Source organism: Legionella shakespearei DSM 23087 (genome assembly GCF_000373765.1).
In the GTDB taxonomy this organism is placed as follows: domain Bacteria; phylum Pseudomonadota; class Gammaproteobacteria; order Legionellales; family Legionellaceae; genus Legionella; species Legionella shakespearei.
Window position 1 is genome coordinate 13,266 of record NZ_KB892390.1, and the last position, 16,985, is coordinate 30,250.

Genomic DNA, 16,985 nt, shown 5'->3' on the forward strand with positions numbered 1-16,985 from the left:
GAAAGCGGCATGGTGCCAGTATTTGGAGATCCTTCGCGCCAAAAGACGCGCTCAGGACGACGTAGATCTGGGGATGAACGTGGAGCCGGGGACGAACCTGGAGCCGAGAATGTCATAACAGCATTATTTAACGTCACCAAGAGCCTGGCCAAACCGAATGGCACTTCCTGCCTCCAAAGACGGATTCCAGTGAACTTTTTCCCCATTGGCGAACATTAAAACCACAGTTGAGCCCAGCTTAAAATAGCCCATTTCATCGCCTTGGGAGAATGAAGTATTAAATGTGGCCTGGGCGTAGTCGAAACTGATTTTCTTCTTTTCCCGCTTTATATCACCATGCCAACTGGTGCCTATGGCGCCGACTATGGTTGCTCCTACCATAACCATCACCATAGGACCAACATTAGTATCAAAAAATACTGCGAGACGTTCATTGCGGGCGAAGAGGCGGGGAACTACTCGTGCAGTAGTGGGTTGCACAGAAAATAAGGCGCCGGGAATGTAGGTCATAGAAACCAGTTTGGCATCCAGAGGGATGTGTACGCGATGATAATCTTTAGGCGACAAATATAAAGTAGCGAATTTCCCGTCAATGTATTGTCTGGCAACGTCTTCTTCACAAGCCAGGAACTCTTGAACAGAATAGAATTTCCCTTTAGCCTGAATTAACTGCCCATCCTTGATGGCGCCAATTTCACTCACGCAACCATCAACAGGAGAAACAATATCCGCTTGCGCCAAAGGGCGGCATTCCGGTTTTAAATGACGAATAAAAAAATCATTAAAGCTGGCATAAGACGCAGGATCTTCAACCAGGGCCTCGGCCATATTCACCTGATATTTATTGATAAAACGTTGAATTATATAATTCTTTACTCGGTTGTTTTTAACATTAGCCAGGCAACCAGCGAGTGTGGTCATTTTATGTTGCGGTATCATGTATTGCGGCGCGGTTTTTAATAAATCAAAAGACATCCCACGTACTCATTTATTTGAAAATAGAATCATAACCTAATGTAATAGTGATTGTCACAAAAAGATAATGGTTGGGATACAACTGACAATGTTGATCCCGTATTACGCTTCGCTAATACGGGCTACAATCTTGATGATGAATTAAAGCGCGCCGACCGACATGGCTGAACTGTTGGTAGCATGAACATCCTGTTTGTGTGATGGAGCTACGGCATGGGTTTTTAAGCCATCAAAATAAAAGGCTTTATGCTCTGTGGCATTATATTTCAAAATCAGTTTGTTCCCGGGTATTTGTTGTTTCTCAGCATTTTTACTGATGTTCGCTTTCATTGCAGTAATAATATTATTAAATAAAATACCGTTTAGAGTAGAGGTATCCGCACCTTTGAGAAAGGTCAGGGCAACTGCTTTGGATTGACCTGAATTGCTGCAATAGCCTTCAACCTCAGTCCTTCTGGAACCATTACCCCACCATCCACTTAATACGCTTAATCCGGCTTCATACTCTTTTAAAGAATCCTGCATTATCTTCTTAAATGACTTACTGTCCAGTGAGTCAATCCACTGATACATGGTCTGATAAAATAATTTCATCCCTTCCGGACTAAACAGATGAGTAAAACGACTGTCGTATTTAGCGAAATTTACTGCCGATTTGGTGAATATCGCAATATCCTTGGTAAAGGTACCTTCACGAACCGCGTTGCGGACACTAAGCAATGGATAAGTTTGCAGCATATGTGGCGTAAGATGCTGGATAAGCAGCGTATTTAATGCGCCCGTATCCTCATTACCAGAGCTTAATATATAAGCAAGTCGATTGTCCCCACTATCGTTCATACTTGCCAATAAGAAATCTTTAACCGGTTGGGTTCTATGGCGAGCGGTTAATAATCCGGGAACTATCGGGGCGTAATGTTTGTCGATGATGTCGTTAATGTATTGGCTTAAATCTTCAGGAGCAAGACTCTTTGCCCAAAGGAATAAGAAATCATTGAACTTTTTAATTTCCTCATCGTGAGTGTGCGGCAGTACGTCTTTAGTCGCAACCGTTTTCACCGCATCCTGCATCAACTCATCTGTAGTGGTTAAATGAAGCTTGAAATTAACTTGTTCGGTAATTAATTTTAATCGGGAAGCAATGACGTTAAACACACTGGCATGGGTGCTGGTATGAGCCAGGCTTTGACGAATTTTTAAATTATAATTTGAATAAAGTTGAGTCAGTTGATCAGAAAAGAGCAGGTTATCCTCTTCAGTTAAATCTCTTCGCTCTTTACTGTAATAAGCTTTAACCACATCATGGAATTTACTTGTAAATTCAACAAGAAGCAGCAAAGCCTCACGCAATTTACTGTCTTTATCCACATTAATTAAAGGAAGCACCTCCTCCAGTGACAATTCTGGCATGATACCAAATAACTCCCAGGCACTGGTTAAACTGTCATCGGTAATTTTCTTACATTCTATCTCGATTATATCTTGCTTCGAAGAAGAAACCTGGCAAAGCAATTCATTGGTCAAACGATATGTTTGATGTAACAAATCTCTGACACTTGGAGCATAAGCATCCCGCCATACCTGATGATAGCGCTTTTGCAGCTCAACCGGATCGTATTGCGCCGTTTTATCTTCTTTACTGTACAAAGTCGCATTTTGTTCTTTTGCCCAGGAGAGGATGTCTCTGTAAAATGAGGGCTTGTGATACAGCATAGAACTGGTGGCAGACAAAGGAACTCCGTAACCATTATTTTCACAACCCATATAAAACACTACGACACGATATAAATTATCATAATGCTTTTGATATACATCCATCATGAAATCAATAAAGGGTTTTATATTGGTTTGCTCATTACATAACTGAGGAAATTCCGTTTCGTATTTAATGCGCAAATTTACATCTGTATTATCCAGAGAGGTATAATTCAAGGTCATGTCGCCGAACAGATCGTACAAACGTTTTCTTACCATGTCAGGATGAAACGTAAGTAGTGCGCTTAATGCTGCGGCGAATTTTTGCTCATGGGCCTCCTGCTCATGAGCTAACTGCTCAAATTGGGAGGGATCCGCATAACTTTTGGGAAGAACCTGCATTAAAAGTTGTGAGGGAATAACTCCTGGCAAGGTTTCCTGTCCTGGATGTCTGAAAGTAGCCCAGTGGTAAGGCTTGGAGTCCTTAACCCTGGGGAAAGCTTCCCAATCAGCAACAGTCAGTTCCACTCTCTTTTTAGGAACGCCAATAATAGGCCGGGGTTCTTTCATATGGATCGTAAACCAATACAGAAACATATCGAAATCTATATCCGCAGACTCATCCTCGTCCTCTTTAAATCCCACATTATGAGGATGAGGATCGTCATCATCAAGAAACCATCTGCCGAAAAGGATTTTTATAAACTTTTTTCTAAGCAGGGTCTTAGTGCTGGGTATGACTCTTTCTTTTGTGACCGGATCAACAGGAACGGGCTCACTGGAATAATTAAAGGGCTTAAAGCCATCAATGGCAATGGACAAGGTGCCGACCAGCCTGTCATTATCATCAAAGACCAATCGCTCTTCAGCTGAGTTTTTACCTTGGAATAATCGTTTGAATAAAGAAACAGCAACGCTGATTTTTGCCAGTAGTTCAGGATAATGATGTTTGGGATCGAGTTTTTTAAAAAAAGCAGAGACCGGAACATTATTCTCAATGAATGTCACTCGATAAATTTGGTGAGAGCCATCATTAACTGCAGATCCGGCAGTTAATAATTGTAATTGACTTTCCCTAAGTGCTTTCTTGGGCAACCCCATATATCAAATCCCTTAAATCAAATCAGTCCTTTATAAGCCTCATATTAAGCAGAAATAATTAAGAAGTTCAAGAATATTTTTAATACAAAATTGTTAATAAGCGATTTTTTTAGATCAAGTTATGATCATTTTGTGACGAAAGTTGGACAGATTAAAAATAACTGTTTGATTATTTTAGCAATTTTATCAGAAAACTGGAGTGATTGATTTCCGGAAGGGGAAAAACTTAAATTCCATGTGTTCAGTAATTTTAACGTGAGTTATGGATAAGAAGATTGATTTAAATAGATAAAAAACTGTAGCCTTGATGCAGTGATAGCGAAATCAAGGCTACGCCTATTTTAAATTAATTCTTTTAACTTAAAGGCAGTGTGCTCAGCCCGAACTCACGTTAATTTTAAGGAAACCGAGCCGCGACCGTCAGGAAGCGGAATTTTTGTTGAGGCACAGAGCCCTGTGTCGCTCGACCTATGTAGTAGGTGTGGGAAATAAAGTATGTGCGCATACAACTGTTCCGCTCCCTGACGGTCGCGGCTCGGTTTCCTTTAATTAATGAGAGTAGGAGCAAGCCTGCTAAAGGTTTGTTACTGCCCTTACTATGGTGCTACTGCTGGCGCTGCATCTGTGTCTTCAACAAATGAGAGCACTTCTTTATCCAGAGCACGTATTTCTTCACCCGATGGGGTCTGGGTAAAAAACCAGTAATTGCCAGTATTTCTCTTCTTGACATCATTAGCAAAACCTAAAGTAAAGGTCGTAATCAGAATGTTGGCGATTACAATTAAAACTTTTTGCAGCCAGGATGTTATTTCTGGATCAACTATATTTAAAATATTCTTTTCCGCTTCATGAATTCTGGCAGATAAATCAACGCCTGATTGAGTAATTCCGTCGTAAGCAATGCAATATATGGTCTTTCTATACTCTTCATCGGCTCGTTGCCACTTACCCACTTTATCTCTGTCTGAGGAGGATTTAAGCAAACGTTCATGAATGCCTTTGCATTGAGCTTCCACCTTTAAAATAATCTGCCTGAATCTGTCTGACTGCACATTATTAGCAGCAGCTAATGCAACAATTTCATTGTTAAATTTCAATTCCTGCATTTGATTCACACAAATGTATCGTGTATATAAATCTTGCGCCAAAGGCAGCAACTCGGTGTCTTTCATTTCGAGAACAGCTTTACCCTGAGTCGGAATGCCCTTTTGGATGCCTTTATAAAGAAGGTTAATTAACTCATTCCTGTGATTCGTATTTTCAACCAACGCCAAACCGGGTAAGAACATACGCAGGATCTGTCCTTGATTATTCTGCTTCAATACCAGTTTGTAGGCATCGGCCTGAGTTATCCCTGCTTTTCTCAATACGTCCAGGGAACGGCTTAATTCAATCAGCTCTTTTTCATCCAGATTTTTTAAATCTGATTTCTTTAACTGATAGTCCTTAAACTCAGCAGAATAGTGATACGCAATGCTTTTTTGCAAGTGTATTTGCGGCCTTAATGCCAACTTTTGCAACTCTTTAATCGAAATTACTGTTTTAGTCTGATCCAAATCAATCAGGGTAGCAGCCAACATGGGATATTTTTCCGTAGCAGCAACCAGTTCCTTTAATTCCTGCAAAGTAAAATGACCTTTTCCCCAAAAAATAAGACATAGTTTCTTACTGTTTTCATCACCTAAGGCATCAATAAAACTTAATTGTTCCTTTTTTTCCGGATAAGCGAAGTATTCCTGAAAATGCTGGGTAATTCCCAATTCGGCGAGCAAAGCATAAGAATGATAATAAGCCGGGTTGATAAGAATGGATTGCACTAAATCCCGGCTGTAAGGTTTGGTAACTAAAACAGGAAGCAGTCGAATTTGCTCTTCATCCCACATCAGTGCCCGCATATCTCTTATAAAGTCATGATTCTGCAGTACATTCTGGCTTTGTTCCAAAACACCATCCTTATAAAAAACCAGAACCATTTGTAATATGCTTTTATCAAGGGCTTCGTCTTCAGTCAGGGTCAAACCTTCTAATACCGGTCGCAATTTACCATTCTCAGAGAGATAATCCCTTAACAGTACTGGAGATAAATGCAATTTGTATTGAATAATTAAATCACGGGCACGATTAGGATTAACCAGTTCAGGATTCAGTTCTGTATTCCGGATAAAGGTGGGTAACAAGGACAGTTCAGCAAAATCCGGATCAATTTCTTCCTGTTCTGCTTTAATTTTATTCTGTAGGAAATCTCGGATAATGGGTAAATCAATTTGTTCCATCAATGGGTTGTCAAATACATCCGTCTGGACTACTTTTACCCCATGCATGTTTGATTTGATGTAAGGCGCTAAATCAAACCCGGACAAAAGTATCACTGTCCTGTCTTTAGGCTCTAAATGACTATTAACGGTAAAACCCAACAGCCATTGATCAGGATGGTCACGCCGATAAAGTAACATTAAACCACAGGGTTCTTGCTTGTCATTAACAAAGCCAAAATCATCTCTGACGTAATTGGCTGCATAGTCCATGATCTCTTCATCTTTTTGCATTAATGGCGGGTTTTCATTACCTAAAAGCAGGCAAAGGCTTCCTCCAGAAGTATTTCCCTGTGAAAAAACTTTCCCTGTGCGCCAGGTATTAATAAAAGTCTTGGCTTGAGCTTCTGTACCCAGGAAAGGAGTGCGGGGAAGATCTTTATTAATTGTACTCAGATCATCGGCATCATCGTAGACTTTTATTACACAATCCTGCCCAAATGCCTGAAAAATCTGCTCTGCATTTCCTTGTACTAAAAAAGCCATAGTAAATACTCTCAAAACTACAAACTGCGAATATTATAACCAAATTTATCAGTGAATAGTAAGTTTTTTAGAAAATAAATATAAATAGTAGCCCGGTCTGCTTACAGCTGACTATTCTACACATCTTAGCCATTACCCGATCCACGGCGTCCTGAGCTGAAGTATCTCCCCGAAAATGATTTATTTATCAGCACTACCTCTTCTGTTTGCTTATGCTCTCAGTTACCTAAAGAAAACCGAGCCGCGACCGTGAGGGAGCGGAAATTTTGGATGTACACCTAATGAGTAATCAACAAGGGAGTGCATCGAACTGTTCCGCTCCCTCACGGTCGCGGCTCGGTTTTCTTGGCATGATGCTCTTTTGTACTCTTGATTAGCGAGTCACAATACAGGCTCAAGGGAAAATTTCGTGGGGATTTCCCAAGTCCTGAGCGCGTCTTTTGGCGCGAAGGATCTCCTGAAAGCGGCATGGTGCCAGTATTTGGAGATCCTTCGCGCCAAAAGACGCGCTCAGGACGACGTGAACCAGGCTACGGCTTGATCAAGCCTTGTGCATGGGGCAAACAACACCAACTTCTGCAAATGCTTCAATTACGGGTGTTTTATCCATACGCCTGTCTATGGTTGCCTGTATGACACCGCAAGCGGCAAAATCATAATAGGCGATAGGAGACCAATAGTTCATATTGGCATCAACCATGACCTGAAATGCCCTTTGAATAGACCAACCCGGTTTGTGAGCCAACAAATAGAACGCCCGGTTAAATACCCCGCTACTACCATGGACATCCAGCTTGTCAGTAAAATCAGCAGCATTGCCAATAGAAAACCCGTCTTTAGCGGGATCATCCATATAGCGCATGGGCTGTCCGCCTTTTACTGCTTCACGCCCTATAGTCCAGTCTTCACCATCCCAATACCAGGGATAATCACGGCGCAGGTACTCTTGTAAAGCAATTGCGGCCATATCAGAAAAAGATTCATTAATACCGCCCGACTGCCCTTCATACATCAGGCCAGAATGTAATGCGGTAAAATTATGGGATAATTCATGCCCCAATACTGATTGGGCAGGAGCAGTCAGGAACTCGTTGCCATTACCAATAACAATCTGCTGATGCGCTACAAGGGTTCCATCTACAATAATGGTTGGAACGGCAAAGGCATTATCCATATCGCCCAAATGAGTATAGGCACGCAATGGCAAATCATCGCCTATAGGTTTTTTGACGCCATACACCTTCTCATACATATCCAGAGTCTGTTGGGCAAAGTACATGGTGTCATTTACGGGAGAAAAGGCATAATTCACCGGGCCAGTGGCGCCATCAGCGTAATTTAAATACAAGTTCGTATCATCACAGGGGTAAGAAAATGCTTGTAACTTCAGCATGGATTCTGCAAAGGTAGTAATGGGGAACACATCATATCCCAAATTGTAGTTCCTTAGATTCATTACTTTTATTGAATCATTTTCAACCGTACAGGTACCGTCTTTGACCGAAACATCAAACTTTCCCAAAGAGGGCAGGCCGGGTAAGGCATTGCCATGCTGGAACATGCCGCTACGATAGGGAAGAGGGAAAGCATTTCCACCCAACCCCTGACCTATCCGCTCATGACGCACCTCGTCCCATTGTTTTAATAGTTCGCCACTATTGGCATCAACAATGTAATTGGGAGCCTTGATGCGCGTTTTTTTACTGTTGCTGTAATAGGATAAATGATAAGCCAGGTGCGCTTTATTATCATTATCAATAAAAATAACTTTAGTTGTATTCTGAAATTTGATGGGGTCGCGGACCGTACCAAGAATTTTTTTCTCTATGTCGCTGGCAGAAAAAACGCCGTTAATGCTGTGCACATCCTTTTCAATTCCGGTAATATTCATTCCGGTTACCGTTTCTTTACCGCCGTCTTTAGAGTGGTAAATAACCTGGTAGCCCCAAACAGGGATCCCTTTGTAGGTAATCTGGTAGCGGGTATGTCTGGTTTTCCCTTTAGATTCGTCTTGCAATTGCAATTCATAATCACTTTGCTTGCCAGCAACTGATTTGATTACGCCCTTTTTGATTAAAGGGTTTTGTTTAACTGGTGGCAGAGATTTGTTGGCGTCTCCCCAAACCATACTTTGCGTAGCGGCGTGAATCGATGAAGCAACAGCCGAAATGACAAGTAATGAAACAATCCGTTTTTTCATAGTATCATCCTGAATTTTTGCCGAAATTCCATCCTGCACTTTTTTCGCAACAAAAACAATCAGAAAATTCAAATTTAAGTAAAATTTTCTGATTTTATACCTGACATTACAATTTATACTCATATATTGCTTTTTATGTTAAAAAAATTGCCATTGAATCGTTACAAAAAGAATTAATGTGTTATAACGGTCTTTGACCCCACCTGTTACTTATATTTGGAGGATGTTATTATGCCCAAACTTCGTAATAATCTGGAACTTGCCTCTCCCCGAGGTCGTCTGCCTGGCACTATTGCCTCATCCCTTTCGAAAGGAATTACAGAAAAGACCATTCAGGAAGATCAACACGGGGTATTTTACCTGGCTAAAACACCGGATGAACTAACAGTTGAAGATGTTTTTAGGGGTTACCTCAGTGAAGAAAGCTTAAAAAACCCAACGCCTGGGACAACAGCCCATATTTTTTCTTTACAGTTGGAGCGCGCCTTTCTTGAAATTCTGGTTCCGCGTATGGTACAGAAATTATTTCGTGGTGCAGTACAGGCTCCTGATACCTTTTTACATGTCAGTGAGGATAAATCCATCTGGATACTTTCTCGCTTTATGAATAGTTTTTGCGAGTTTCTGGCGAACAAGGATGTGATAAAGGCACATGCGCCGCTGTTTGATGTCACCCATTTGCCGAAAAGGGCCGAGCTGTGCCTGACAGCGGAAGAAGCCCAGATTGTTGGTCAGCTCTATGCTGTGGCCTTAGTGTTTAACCTGTGGGATTTATTAAATTCCAAATTATTAAATTCAGGTTATTGTGTTACTAATGACAAGAGGATGGCAGCTATTGTTGATTTTGGTTGTGGCGTTCACATCAGTTACAAGGGAAGGCACAACGACACCTTGGCACTGGATGATCCTCATTTCGTACCCCAAAAAAAGATTGATTATACCTTTTTCGGCAAAAATTACAGAGACCATTACCGTCATGCCCACGCATTACCCTTTGATGGATTAGTTGCCCCTTTGCTGCCTCATACTATTATTCCTGACCTGTTCGACATGTCTGAAAATGACCCGGTTAGCCAAAAGATGCTGGAGGGATTTACCCAGGCCTTAACTCTGGCAGAAAGGAATATGGCTGAAAATCCCCATTTGCTGGAAGAGGCTTTTGAGGATGCTTATAATGGGATCAGCCTTGATTCTTTAGTACAGGCTCCTGAATTAAAAGCGCATTTGAATAGTGATTTTTATAACCTGTCAGGAGAAGGGAAACATGTATTGTCTGACATAATTCAGCAAAGGCTTTCCGGGGCAATAAAACTTATTCCTCAATTCAGGAAAGGTATCTCTGCAACAGCAATTCAGGAGGAAGTCAGAGATCATTATTATTTTTCCCAACATTGGTAAGTAAACAAAAGATGAATTACAACATTATAGGCTCAGGGCGATTAGGCAATAATATTGCTCTGGCTTTTTCGACGGCCAAACTGGCATCATTGCAGGGTATATACAATCGTTCGCCAGAATCAGCGCAGCAATTATGCAGCAAAATAAATACAGGCAAGGTGATTTCTTCGCTATCAGAATTACCTCCTGCAGATATTACCTGGATTACCTGTAATGATGATTCTATTGCTTCTGTGGTTGCAAATCTGATGGAACATGCGCAAATTAAGCCAGGCAGTTTTATAATTCACTGTAGTGGTGTTTTAAATTCAGCCATACTCGCCCCTCTGAAAAAGCAGGGCTGCCTTGTAGCCAGCTGCCATCCCTTGAAAGCATTTAAAACAGGTTATTTATCAGCAGATGCGCTCCTGCAGGTTGATTGTGTGATGGAGGGTGATGCTGCTGTCTGTGATTGGCTGGATTTTGCATTGAAACAATTAGGCGCTAATGTGATTCGCATTAAGCCGGAGGCAAAAGTTATTTATCATGCGGCGGCTGTCATTGCTTCAAATTATTTAATTACCTTAGCTTCATGCAGCGAGGCCTTGTTAGAGCAAGCGGGAATAAGCCAGCAACAGGCGCGGTCAATGATGTGTCATCTGATGCAGGGTAATCTTGATAATATGCAACAGGCTCAAGATCTTAGGGATGCACTTACAGGCCCATTAATGAGAGGGGATATAGCAACACTTGCTTTGCATCTGCAGGCAATAGGGGATCCAGTGGTGAATAATTTATATAAGGCGGCTGGTTTAGCTACCTTGCCTATTACGTCGTTAAGTGAAGAACAGAAGCAAGATATCGCCAATTTATTTGGGCAGTAATGATTGTTTCACGGGAAACATCTCAATAACGGTATTTGTAGCCCGGTCTGCTTGCAGCCGGGATCGAATGGGCACGATCCCGGCTGCAAGCAGACCGGGCTACAAGGCTGTATATGGAATGAATTCATTACCACTTCGATCCCGTATTACGGCTGGCGCCTAATACGGGCTACACGTGCTGTCTCTTACTACACTCCGATCTACGTCGTCCTGAGCGCGTCTTTTGGCGCGAAGGATCTCCTAAAAGCGGCATGGTGCCAGTATTTGGAGATCCTTCGCGCAAAAAGACGCAGGACGACGTAGATCGGGGCATGGCAAAGATCAATTGCGAGCAGACCGGGCTACAGCCCCTGCTTGTTTAACCTGGGTTAGATTCTGCCGCTGCTGTTACCTGTAAATGGGTTACGTTTTGCAAGCCTCTTGGTAAACGGTTTCCTCTGCGTCCTCTTTCGCCTTTGTAATGATCCAAATCTGCACCTTTAAGGGTAAAGTGGCGTTTTCCTGCATGGACCGTTAGGGAGTCTGCGTCGGTTAAAACTTGTAAATCAATGATGTATTCTTCTCTTGATGCTGCTTTGGCCGAGGGAATACTGATTAATTTATTACCTTTGCCACGAGATAGCTCTGGCAATTCGCTAATAGGAAAAACGAGCAATCGACCCACACTGGTAGCACAGGCGACAAAAACTCCCTCACTGACAGACATCAGCCGCGGCGGAAGGATGCGGCTATTTGGTGACAATTTGATACAGGCTTTTCCGTTACGGTTTTTGACATACAAATCACCCACCTTGGCGACAAAGCCATAACCCGCATCACTGGCCAATAATACTTTCTGTTCCGGCTCCCCTCCAACCATTGCTTCAAAGTGCATACCTTCTGCCGGATTTAGCTTGCCAGTCAGTGGTTCACCCTGGCCTCGAGCAGAAGGCAGGGCATGTCCAGGTAAAGAGTAGACCTTTCCTTCACTATCAATAAAAATGATTTGCTGGTTAGAGCGCCCTAAGGCTTGTGCCTTAAATTCATCACCAGCCTTATAACTTAATTCAGTACCCACTACATCATGGCCCTTAGCTGCTCTGACCCAACCGTTTTTAGATAAAACCACAGTGATCGGTTCGTTAGGTAATATGTCTTCTTCTTTTAAAGCCTGTGCTTCCTGGCGGCTTATAATTGGAGATCGGCGCACATCACCAAACTCATCCCTGTCTTTAATAATTTCTTGTTTCACTAAAGCTCTTAAACGGGTTTCACTGGCAAGTGTTTTCTGAATGGAGTCGCGCTCATCACTTAACTCGTCCAACTCACCACGTATTTTAATTTCTTCAAGCTTTGCCAAATGGCGCAATTTCATTTCAAGAATTGCTTCGGCCTGCCGTTCACTTAAATCAAAACGGGCAATTAATCCTTGTTTGGGATTTTCATGCTCTCTGATAATAGCAATTACTTCATCAATATTAAGGTATGCAATTAACAAGCCTTCCAAAACATGGATGCGTTCTAATACTTTTGCTAATCTGTATTCCAGACGCCTTCTGACGGTTGCAACCCGGTAGACAAGCCATTCGGTCAGAATTTGAACCAATCCTTTGACTCGTGGTTTGCCATCAAGGCCTATCATATTAAAGTTAACCCTGTAACTACGCTCCAAATCTGTTGTTGCGAATAAATGGGACATCAATGATTCCACATCAACGCGGTTAGAGCGCGGAATAATGACCAGACGGGTTGGATGCTCATGGTCAGACTCATCGCGTAAATCTTCGACCATGGGTAATTTTTTCTGTTGCATTTGTAATGCGATTTGCTCAATAACCTTCGCACCAGAAACCTGATAGGGCAGAGCTGTTATGACGATGTTTTGCTTTTCCTGATTGTAAATGGCCCGCATTTTGACAGAGCCATTACCGGTTTCATACATTGAGGTAATTGCTTCCTGAGGTGTAATTATTTCTGCAGAAGTTGGAAAGTCTGGACCTTTAACATGTTCGCGCAGTGCCGCCAGATCTGCAGAGGGATTGTCCAGTAAATGGATACAAGCATTAGCAACTTCGGTTAAATTGTGGGGCAAGATATCAGAGGCCATACCGACCGCAATACCTGTAGCACCGTTTAATAAAATATTAGGTAAACGGGCAGGGAGTAAGGCCGGTTCCTGTAAGGTGCCGTCAAAGTTATCAACCCAATCGACTGTTCCCTGTAATAATTCCCCTAAAAGCACTTCAGCATAAGGAGATAATCTCGATTCAGTATAACGCATGGCAGCAAAGGACTTGGGATCATCCGGGGAACCCCAGTTTCCCTGTCCATCAATAAATGGATAGCGATAGGAGAAGGGTTGTGCCATTAGAACCATAGCTTCGTAACATGCACTGTCACCATGAGGATGAAACTTACCTAATACATCCCCTACCGTTCGCGCTGACTTTTTATATTTCGCTGTAGCCTTTAAGCCCAACTCTGACATAGCATAAACAATGCGGCGTTGAACTGGCTTCAGGCCATCTGCAATATTAGGTAAGGCCCGATCCAAAATGACATACATAGAGTAGTCAAGATAAGCTTTCTCAGTAAATTCGGTAAGTGGCTTTCGCTCAGTTGCTTCATTCATGGTTGGTTTATTCATTGTGGTTTTATCACTATTTAATCATCGTAGTGCAATAAAGGTAAATACTGCAAAGCAATTTTAACAAAATATTCATAATGTTAGAAAGAGATGCATCATCAGATTGTGAATAACTTTTTACTTATTTTTTCCTGACGGCAATTATTTTTTTAACTTATTGAAATATAACAAAAAATTTTATGCCAATTTATTTTACATTAATTTTCCTTGTGGATAACTTTGTGCATGAACATAGAATAAGTTGTATAACTTCTTGTAAATCCGCCACAATTTGTTGATCTGTGCATGGTAACACAGTTTGTAGCCTGTATTAGCGGAGCGTAATACAGGATCGAAGTGGCAATGTCCCGTATTACGCTCCGCTAATACGGGCTACGACACTGACTCTTGATCACATCTTTGCCATTAGCCAATTCACGTCGTCCTGAGCGCGTCTTTTGGCGCGCTCAGGACGACGTACGATGTGTAGAAGAGTCAACGGATTGTAGCCGGGTTAATAAGCATGCTTTGTTCCCGGCTGCAAGCAGGCCGGGCTACAAAGGTATCAGGATTACTTATGTTATTTAATGCTTTTTCTTGTTTTTTGAATGGCGCGGATTTGAGCGACAGCACGAGCTAATTCAACGGCAGCAACAGAATAATCTATGTCGCCACCTTTGTTCGCCATTGCGGCCTCAGCCTGAGCTTTAGCAGCCAAAGCAGCAGCTTCGTCCAGATGATCTGCTCGTTCTACTACGTCTGCAAGTATGGTCACGCAATGAGGCTGAACCTCTAGCATACCGCCCTGAACGTAATAGATTTCCAAATTGCCACCTGGCAATGTGACTCTGATTTCACCAGGCTTTAATAATGTTAACAAAGGAGCATGACCAGGTGTTATACCCACTTCACCTAACTCTCCGGTAGCAACAACCATCTCAACCAAACCGGAGAATATTTCATGTTCCGCACTAACAATATCCAGGTGCGTTGTTATAGCCATGTCTGCTTGCCTCATAAGGTTTTCGCTTTAGCAACAGCTTCCTCGATGCTTCCGACCATGTAAAATGCCTGTTCAGGTAAATCATCATATTCGCCAGCAAGGATGCCCTGGAAGCCTTTAATTGTATCTTTAAGGGATACGTATTTTCCTGGAGAGCCAGTAAAGACTTCAGCAACAAAGAAAGGTTGAGATAAGAAACGTTGAATCTTACGTGCACGTGTTACAACACGTTTGTCTTCTTCAGATAACTCATCCATACCCAGAATCGCGATAATGTCTTTCAATTCTTTGTATCGTTGTAAGGTTTGCTGTACACGACGGGCAGTATCGTAATGCTCTTGGCCCACAACTAATGGGTCTAATTGGCGAGAAGTAGAATCCAGAGGATCAACCGCAGGATAAATACCCAACTCGGCAATTTGACGTGACAATACAACGGTCGCATCCAAGTGAGCGAAGGTAGTTGCAGGTGATGGATCCGTCAAGTCATCCGCTGGTACGTAAACTGCCTGGATAGAAGTAATAGAACCAGTCTTGGTTGACGTAATACGCTCTTGCAGCATCCCCATTTCTTCAGCAAGAGTAGGCTGGTAACCCACCGCTGAAGGCATACGGCCTAATAACGCTGATACTTCAACCCCTGCCAGTGTATAACGGTAGATGTTATCGATAAACAACAGTACGTCACGACCTTCATCACGGAATTTTTCAGCCATGGTCAAGCCAGTCAAAGCAACACGTAAACGGTTTCCTGGTGGCTCATTCATCTGACCGTAAACCAGAGATACTTTATCCAGTACGTTAGAATCTTTCATTTCATGATAGAAGTCGTTACCTTCACGAGTACGCTCACCCACTCCGGCAAATACTGAGTAACCACTATGCTCAATCGCAATATTACGAATCAATTCCATCATGTTTACGGTTTTACCCACACCGGCACCACCGAACAGACCGACTTTACCACCTTTGGCAAAGGGGCAAAGCAAGTCAATAACTTTAATACCTGTCTCAAGAAGTTCCTGGCCACCAGCCTGTTCTTCATAGCTTGGTGCTTTACGGTGAATAGACCAGTGCTCTTCAGCACCAATTGGGCCAGCATCATCTACAGGACGACCCAAAACATCCATAATACGGCCCAGAGTTTTAGTACCTACTGGAACCTGAATCGGTTTGCCGGTGTTATTCGCTTTTAATCCGCGCTTCAGGCCGTCTGTTGTACCCATCGCAATAGTACGGACAACGCCATCACCTAACTGCTGCTGGACTTCAAATACCAAATCCCCATCAACCAGAGTCAATGCATCATTAACCTTTGGCACACCATCACGGGGAAACTCAACGTCCACTACTGGACCAATTACTTCTACTACAGTTCCTAAGCTCATTATATACCCTCTTATAAAGCGGCTGCGCCACCGACAATCTCTGCTAATTCCTGAGTAATTGCAGCTTGTCGTGCTTTGTTATAAGCCAATTGAAATTCTTTAATTAATTCACCTGCGTTGTCTGTTGCGTTTTTCATCGCAATCATTTTTGCAGCTTGCTCGCAGGCAATGTTCTCAACAACCCCTTGATATACCTGCAACTCAATGTAGCGCTCCAGAAGATCATCAAGTAAATCTTTAGCATCAGGTTCGTAAATATAATCCCAATGATGACCCATGGTACTGCTGTCATCTTCCGATTTTGGCAGGGGAAGTAATTGTTTTACCGTCGGCTTTTGCGTCATGGTGTTAACGAATTCATTGTATACAATATGCAAGGCATCAATGCTGCCGTTGTAATATGAATCAATCATTACTTTAACGATACCAATAAAATCGTTGATACCAGGTGTATCTCCTAAATGTTCGATAGAACCCAGAATAGTTCCACCGACACGTTTAAAGAACGCCAGACCTTTTCGGCCGATTACAGCTACATCAACTTCTTTGCCCTGTTCTTTCCAGGAACGGATACTGCGAATGGTTTCACGAAGCAAATTCGAATTTAAACCGCCACAGAGTCCTCGGTCAGAAGTAACAACAATTACTCCAATGCGCTTCACTTCACGTTCACTGATGAACGGATGTCTGTATTCTGAATTCGCGCGAGCAATATGCTTTACTACATCATAAATTTTATTGGCATACGGTTTAGATGCACGCATTCTGTCTTGCGTTTTACGCATTTTACTTGCTGCCACCATTTCCATCGCACGGGTAATCTTTCGAGTTTTATTAATACTCGAAATTTTCGTACGGATTTCTTTTGCTCCAGCCATATCTTACTTCGCCTTTAAATTGAGTTTTCAGGTCATCCCATGAATTGGGATGACCTTATCTCACTGGAATTACTTCCAGGA

The 16,985-nt window shown here is 42.4% G+C and carries 10 protein-coding genes; 2 read left to right on the top strand and 8 right to left on the bottom strand.

Annotated elements, in window-relative coordinates; genetic code table 11:
* Positions 1-123 precede the first annotated feature (123 nt).
* The 4 genes from asd to B094_RS0104920 form a co-directional block, all read right to left on the bottom strand.
* Positions 124-975, bottom strand: coding sequence for an archaetidylserine decarboxylase (gene asd, locus B094_RS0104900; RefSeq protein ID WP_018576685.1), 852 nt, complete (start codon positions 973-975; stop codon positions 124-126).
* Between the two features lie 141 nt (positions 976-1,116).
* Positions 1,117-3,771 (bottom strand): hypothetical protein, encoded by a 2,655-nt coding sequence (locus B094_RS0104905; RefSeq protein WP_018576686.1) that lies wholly within the window; start codon positions 3,769-3,771, stop codon positions 1,117-1,119.
* 596 nt (positions 3,772-4,367) lie between these two features.
* Positions 4,368-6,569, bottom strand: coding sequence for a hypothetical protein (locus B094_RS15740; RefSeq protein ID WP_018576687.1), 2,202 nt, complete (start codon positions 6,567-6,569; stop codon positions 4,368-4,370).
* A 541-nt stretch (positions 6,570-7,110) separates the two neighbouring features.
* On the bottom strand, positions 7,111-8,769 hold the full coding sequence (locus tag B094_RS0104920; RefSeq protein ID WP_026253886.1) for a M4 family metallopeptidase: 1,659 nt from the start codon (positions 8,767-8,769) through the stop codon (positions 7,111-7,113).
* 231 nt (positions 8,770-9,000) lie between these two features.
* Here B094_RS0104920 and B094_RS0104925 point away from each other — a divergent pair, with 231 nt between their 5' ends.
* Positions 9,001-10,167: a hypothetical protein gene (locus tag B094_RS0104925; protein ID WP_018576690.1), complete on the top strand. Its 1,167-nt coding sequence runs from the start codon at positions 9,001-9,003 to the stop codon at positions 10,165-10,167.
* Between the two features lie 11 nt (positions 10,168-10,178).
* Positions 10,179-11,030 carry a Rossmann-like and DUF2520 domain-containing protein gene (locus B094_RS0104930; protein ID WP_026253887.1) on the top strand — a complete coding sequence of 284 codons (852 nt, stop codon included), beginning with the start codon at positions 10,179-10,181 and terminating at the stop codon, positions 11,028-11,030.
* A gap of 358 nt (positions 11,031-11,388) precedes the next feature.
* On the opposite strand, the gene parC is transcribed toward B094_RS0104930, so the two are convergent.
* The 4 genes from parC to atpG form a co-directional block, all read right to left on the bottom strand.
* Entirely contained in the window at positions 11,389-13,656 is a 2,268-nt protein-coding gene (gene parC, locus B094_RS0104940; protein WP_026253888.1) for a DNA topoisomerase IV subunit A, read from the bottom strand.
* A gap of 559 nt (positions 13,657-14,215) precedes the next feature.
* Positions 14,216-14,638: a F0F1 ATP synthase subunit epsilon gene (locus B094_RS0104945; protein WP_026253889.1), complete on the bottom strand. Its 423-nt coding sequence runs from the start codon at positions 14,636-14,638 to the stop codon at positions 14,216-14,218.
* Between the two features lie 11 nt (positions 14,639-14,649).
* Entirely contained in the window at positions 14,650-16,026 is a 1,377-nt protein-coding gene (gene atpD / locus B094_RS0104950; RefSeq protein ID WP_018576695.1) for a F0F1 ATP synthase subunit beta, read from the bottom strand.
* 11 nt (positions 16,027-16,037) lie between these two features.
* The gene (gene atpG / locus B094_RS0104955; RefSeq protein WP_018576696.1) at positions 16,038-16,904 is read right to left on the bottom strand and encodes a F0F1 ATP synthase subunit gamma; all 867 of its coding nucleotides are present in this window, start codon (positions 16,902-16,904) and stop codon (positions 16,038-16,040) included.
* Between the last annotated feature and the right edge of the window lie 81 nt (positions 16,905-16,985).

What these genes read in the sequence shown, in the direction of transcription:
- asd (WP_018576685.1), bottom strand. Translation starts at nt 975, where the DNA reads ATGTCTTTTGATTTATTAAAAACCGCGCCGCAATACATGATACCGCAA.
- B094_RS0104905 (WP_018576686.1), bottom strand. Translation starts at nt 3,771, where the DNA reads ATGGGGTTGCCCAAGAAAGCACTTAGGGAAAGTCAATTACAATTATTA.
- B094_RS15740 (WP_018576687.1), bottom strand. Translation starts at nt 6,569, where the DNA reads ATGGCTTTTTTAGTACAAGGAAATGCAGAGCAGATTTTTCAGGCATTT.
- B094_RS0104920 (WP_026253886.1), bottom strand. Translation starts at nt 8,769, where the DNA reads ATGAAAAAACGGATTGTTTCATTACTTGTCATTTCGGCTGTTGCTTCA.
- B094_RS0104925 (WP_018576690.1), top strand. Translation starts at nt 9,001, where the DNA reads ATGCCCAAACTTCGTAATAATCTGGAACTTGCCTCTCCCCGAGGTCGT.
- B094_RS0104930 (WP_026253887.1), top strand. Translation starts at nt 10,179, where the DNA reads ATGAATTACAACATTATAGGCTCAGGGCGATTAGGCAATAATATTGCT.
- parC (WP_026253888.1), bottom strand. Translation starts at nt 13,656, where the DNA reads ATGAATAAACCAACCATGAATGAAGCAACTGAGCGAAAGCCACTTACC.
- B094_RS0104945 (WP_026253889.1), bottom strand. Translation starts at nt 14,638, where the DNA reads ATGGCTATAACAACGCACCTGGATATTGTTAGTGCGGAACATGAAATA.
- atpD (WP_018576695.1), bottom strand. Translation starts at nt 16,026, where the DNA reads ATGAGCTTAGGAACTGTAGTAGAAGTAATTGGTCCAGTAGTGGACGTT.
- atpG (WP_018576696.1), bottom strand. Translation starts at nt 16,904, where the DNA reads ATGGCTGGAGCAAAAGAAATCCGTACGAAAATTTCGAGTATTAATAAA.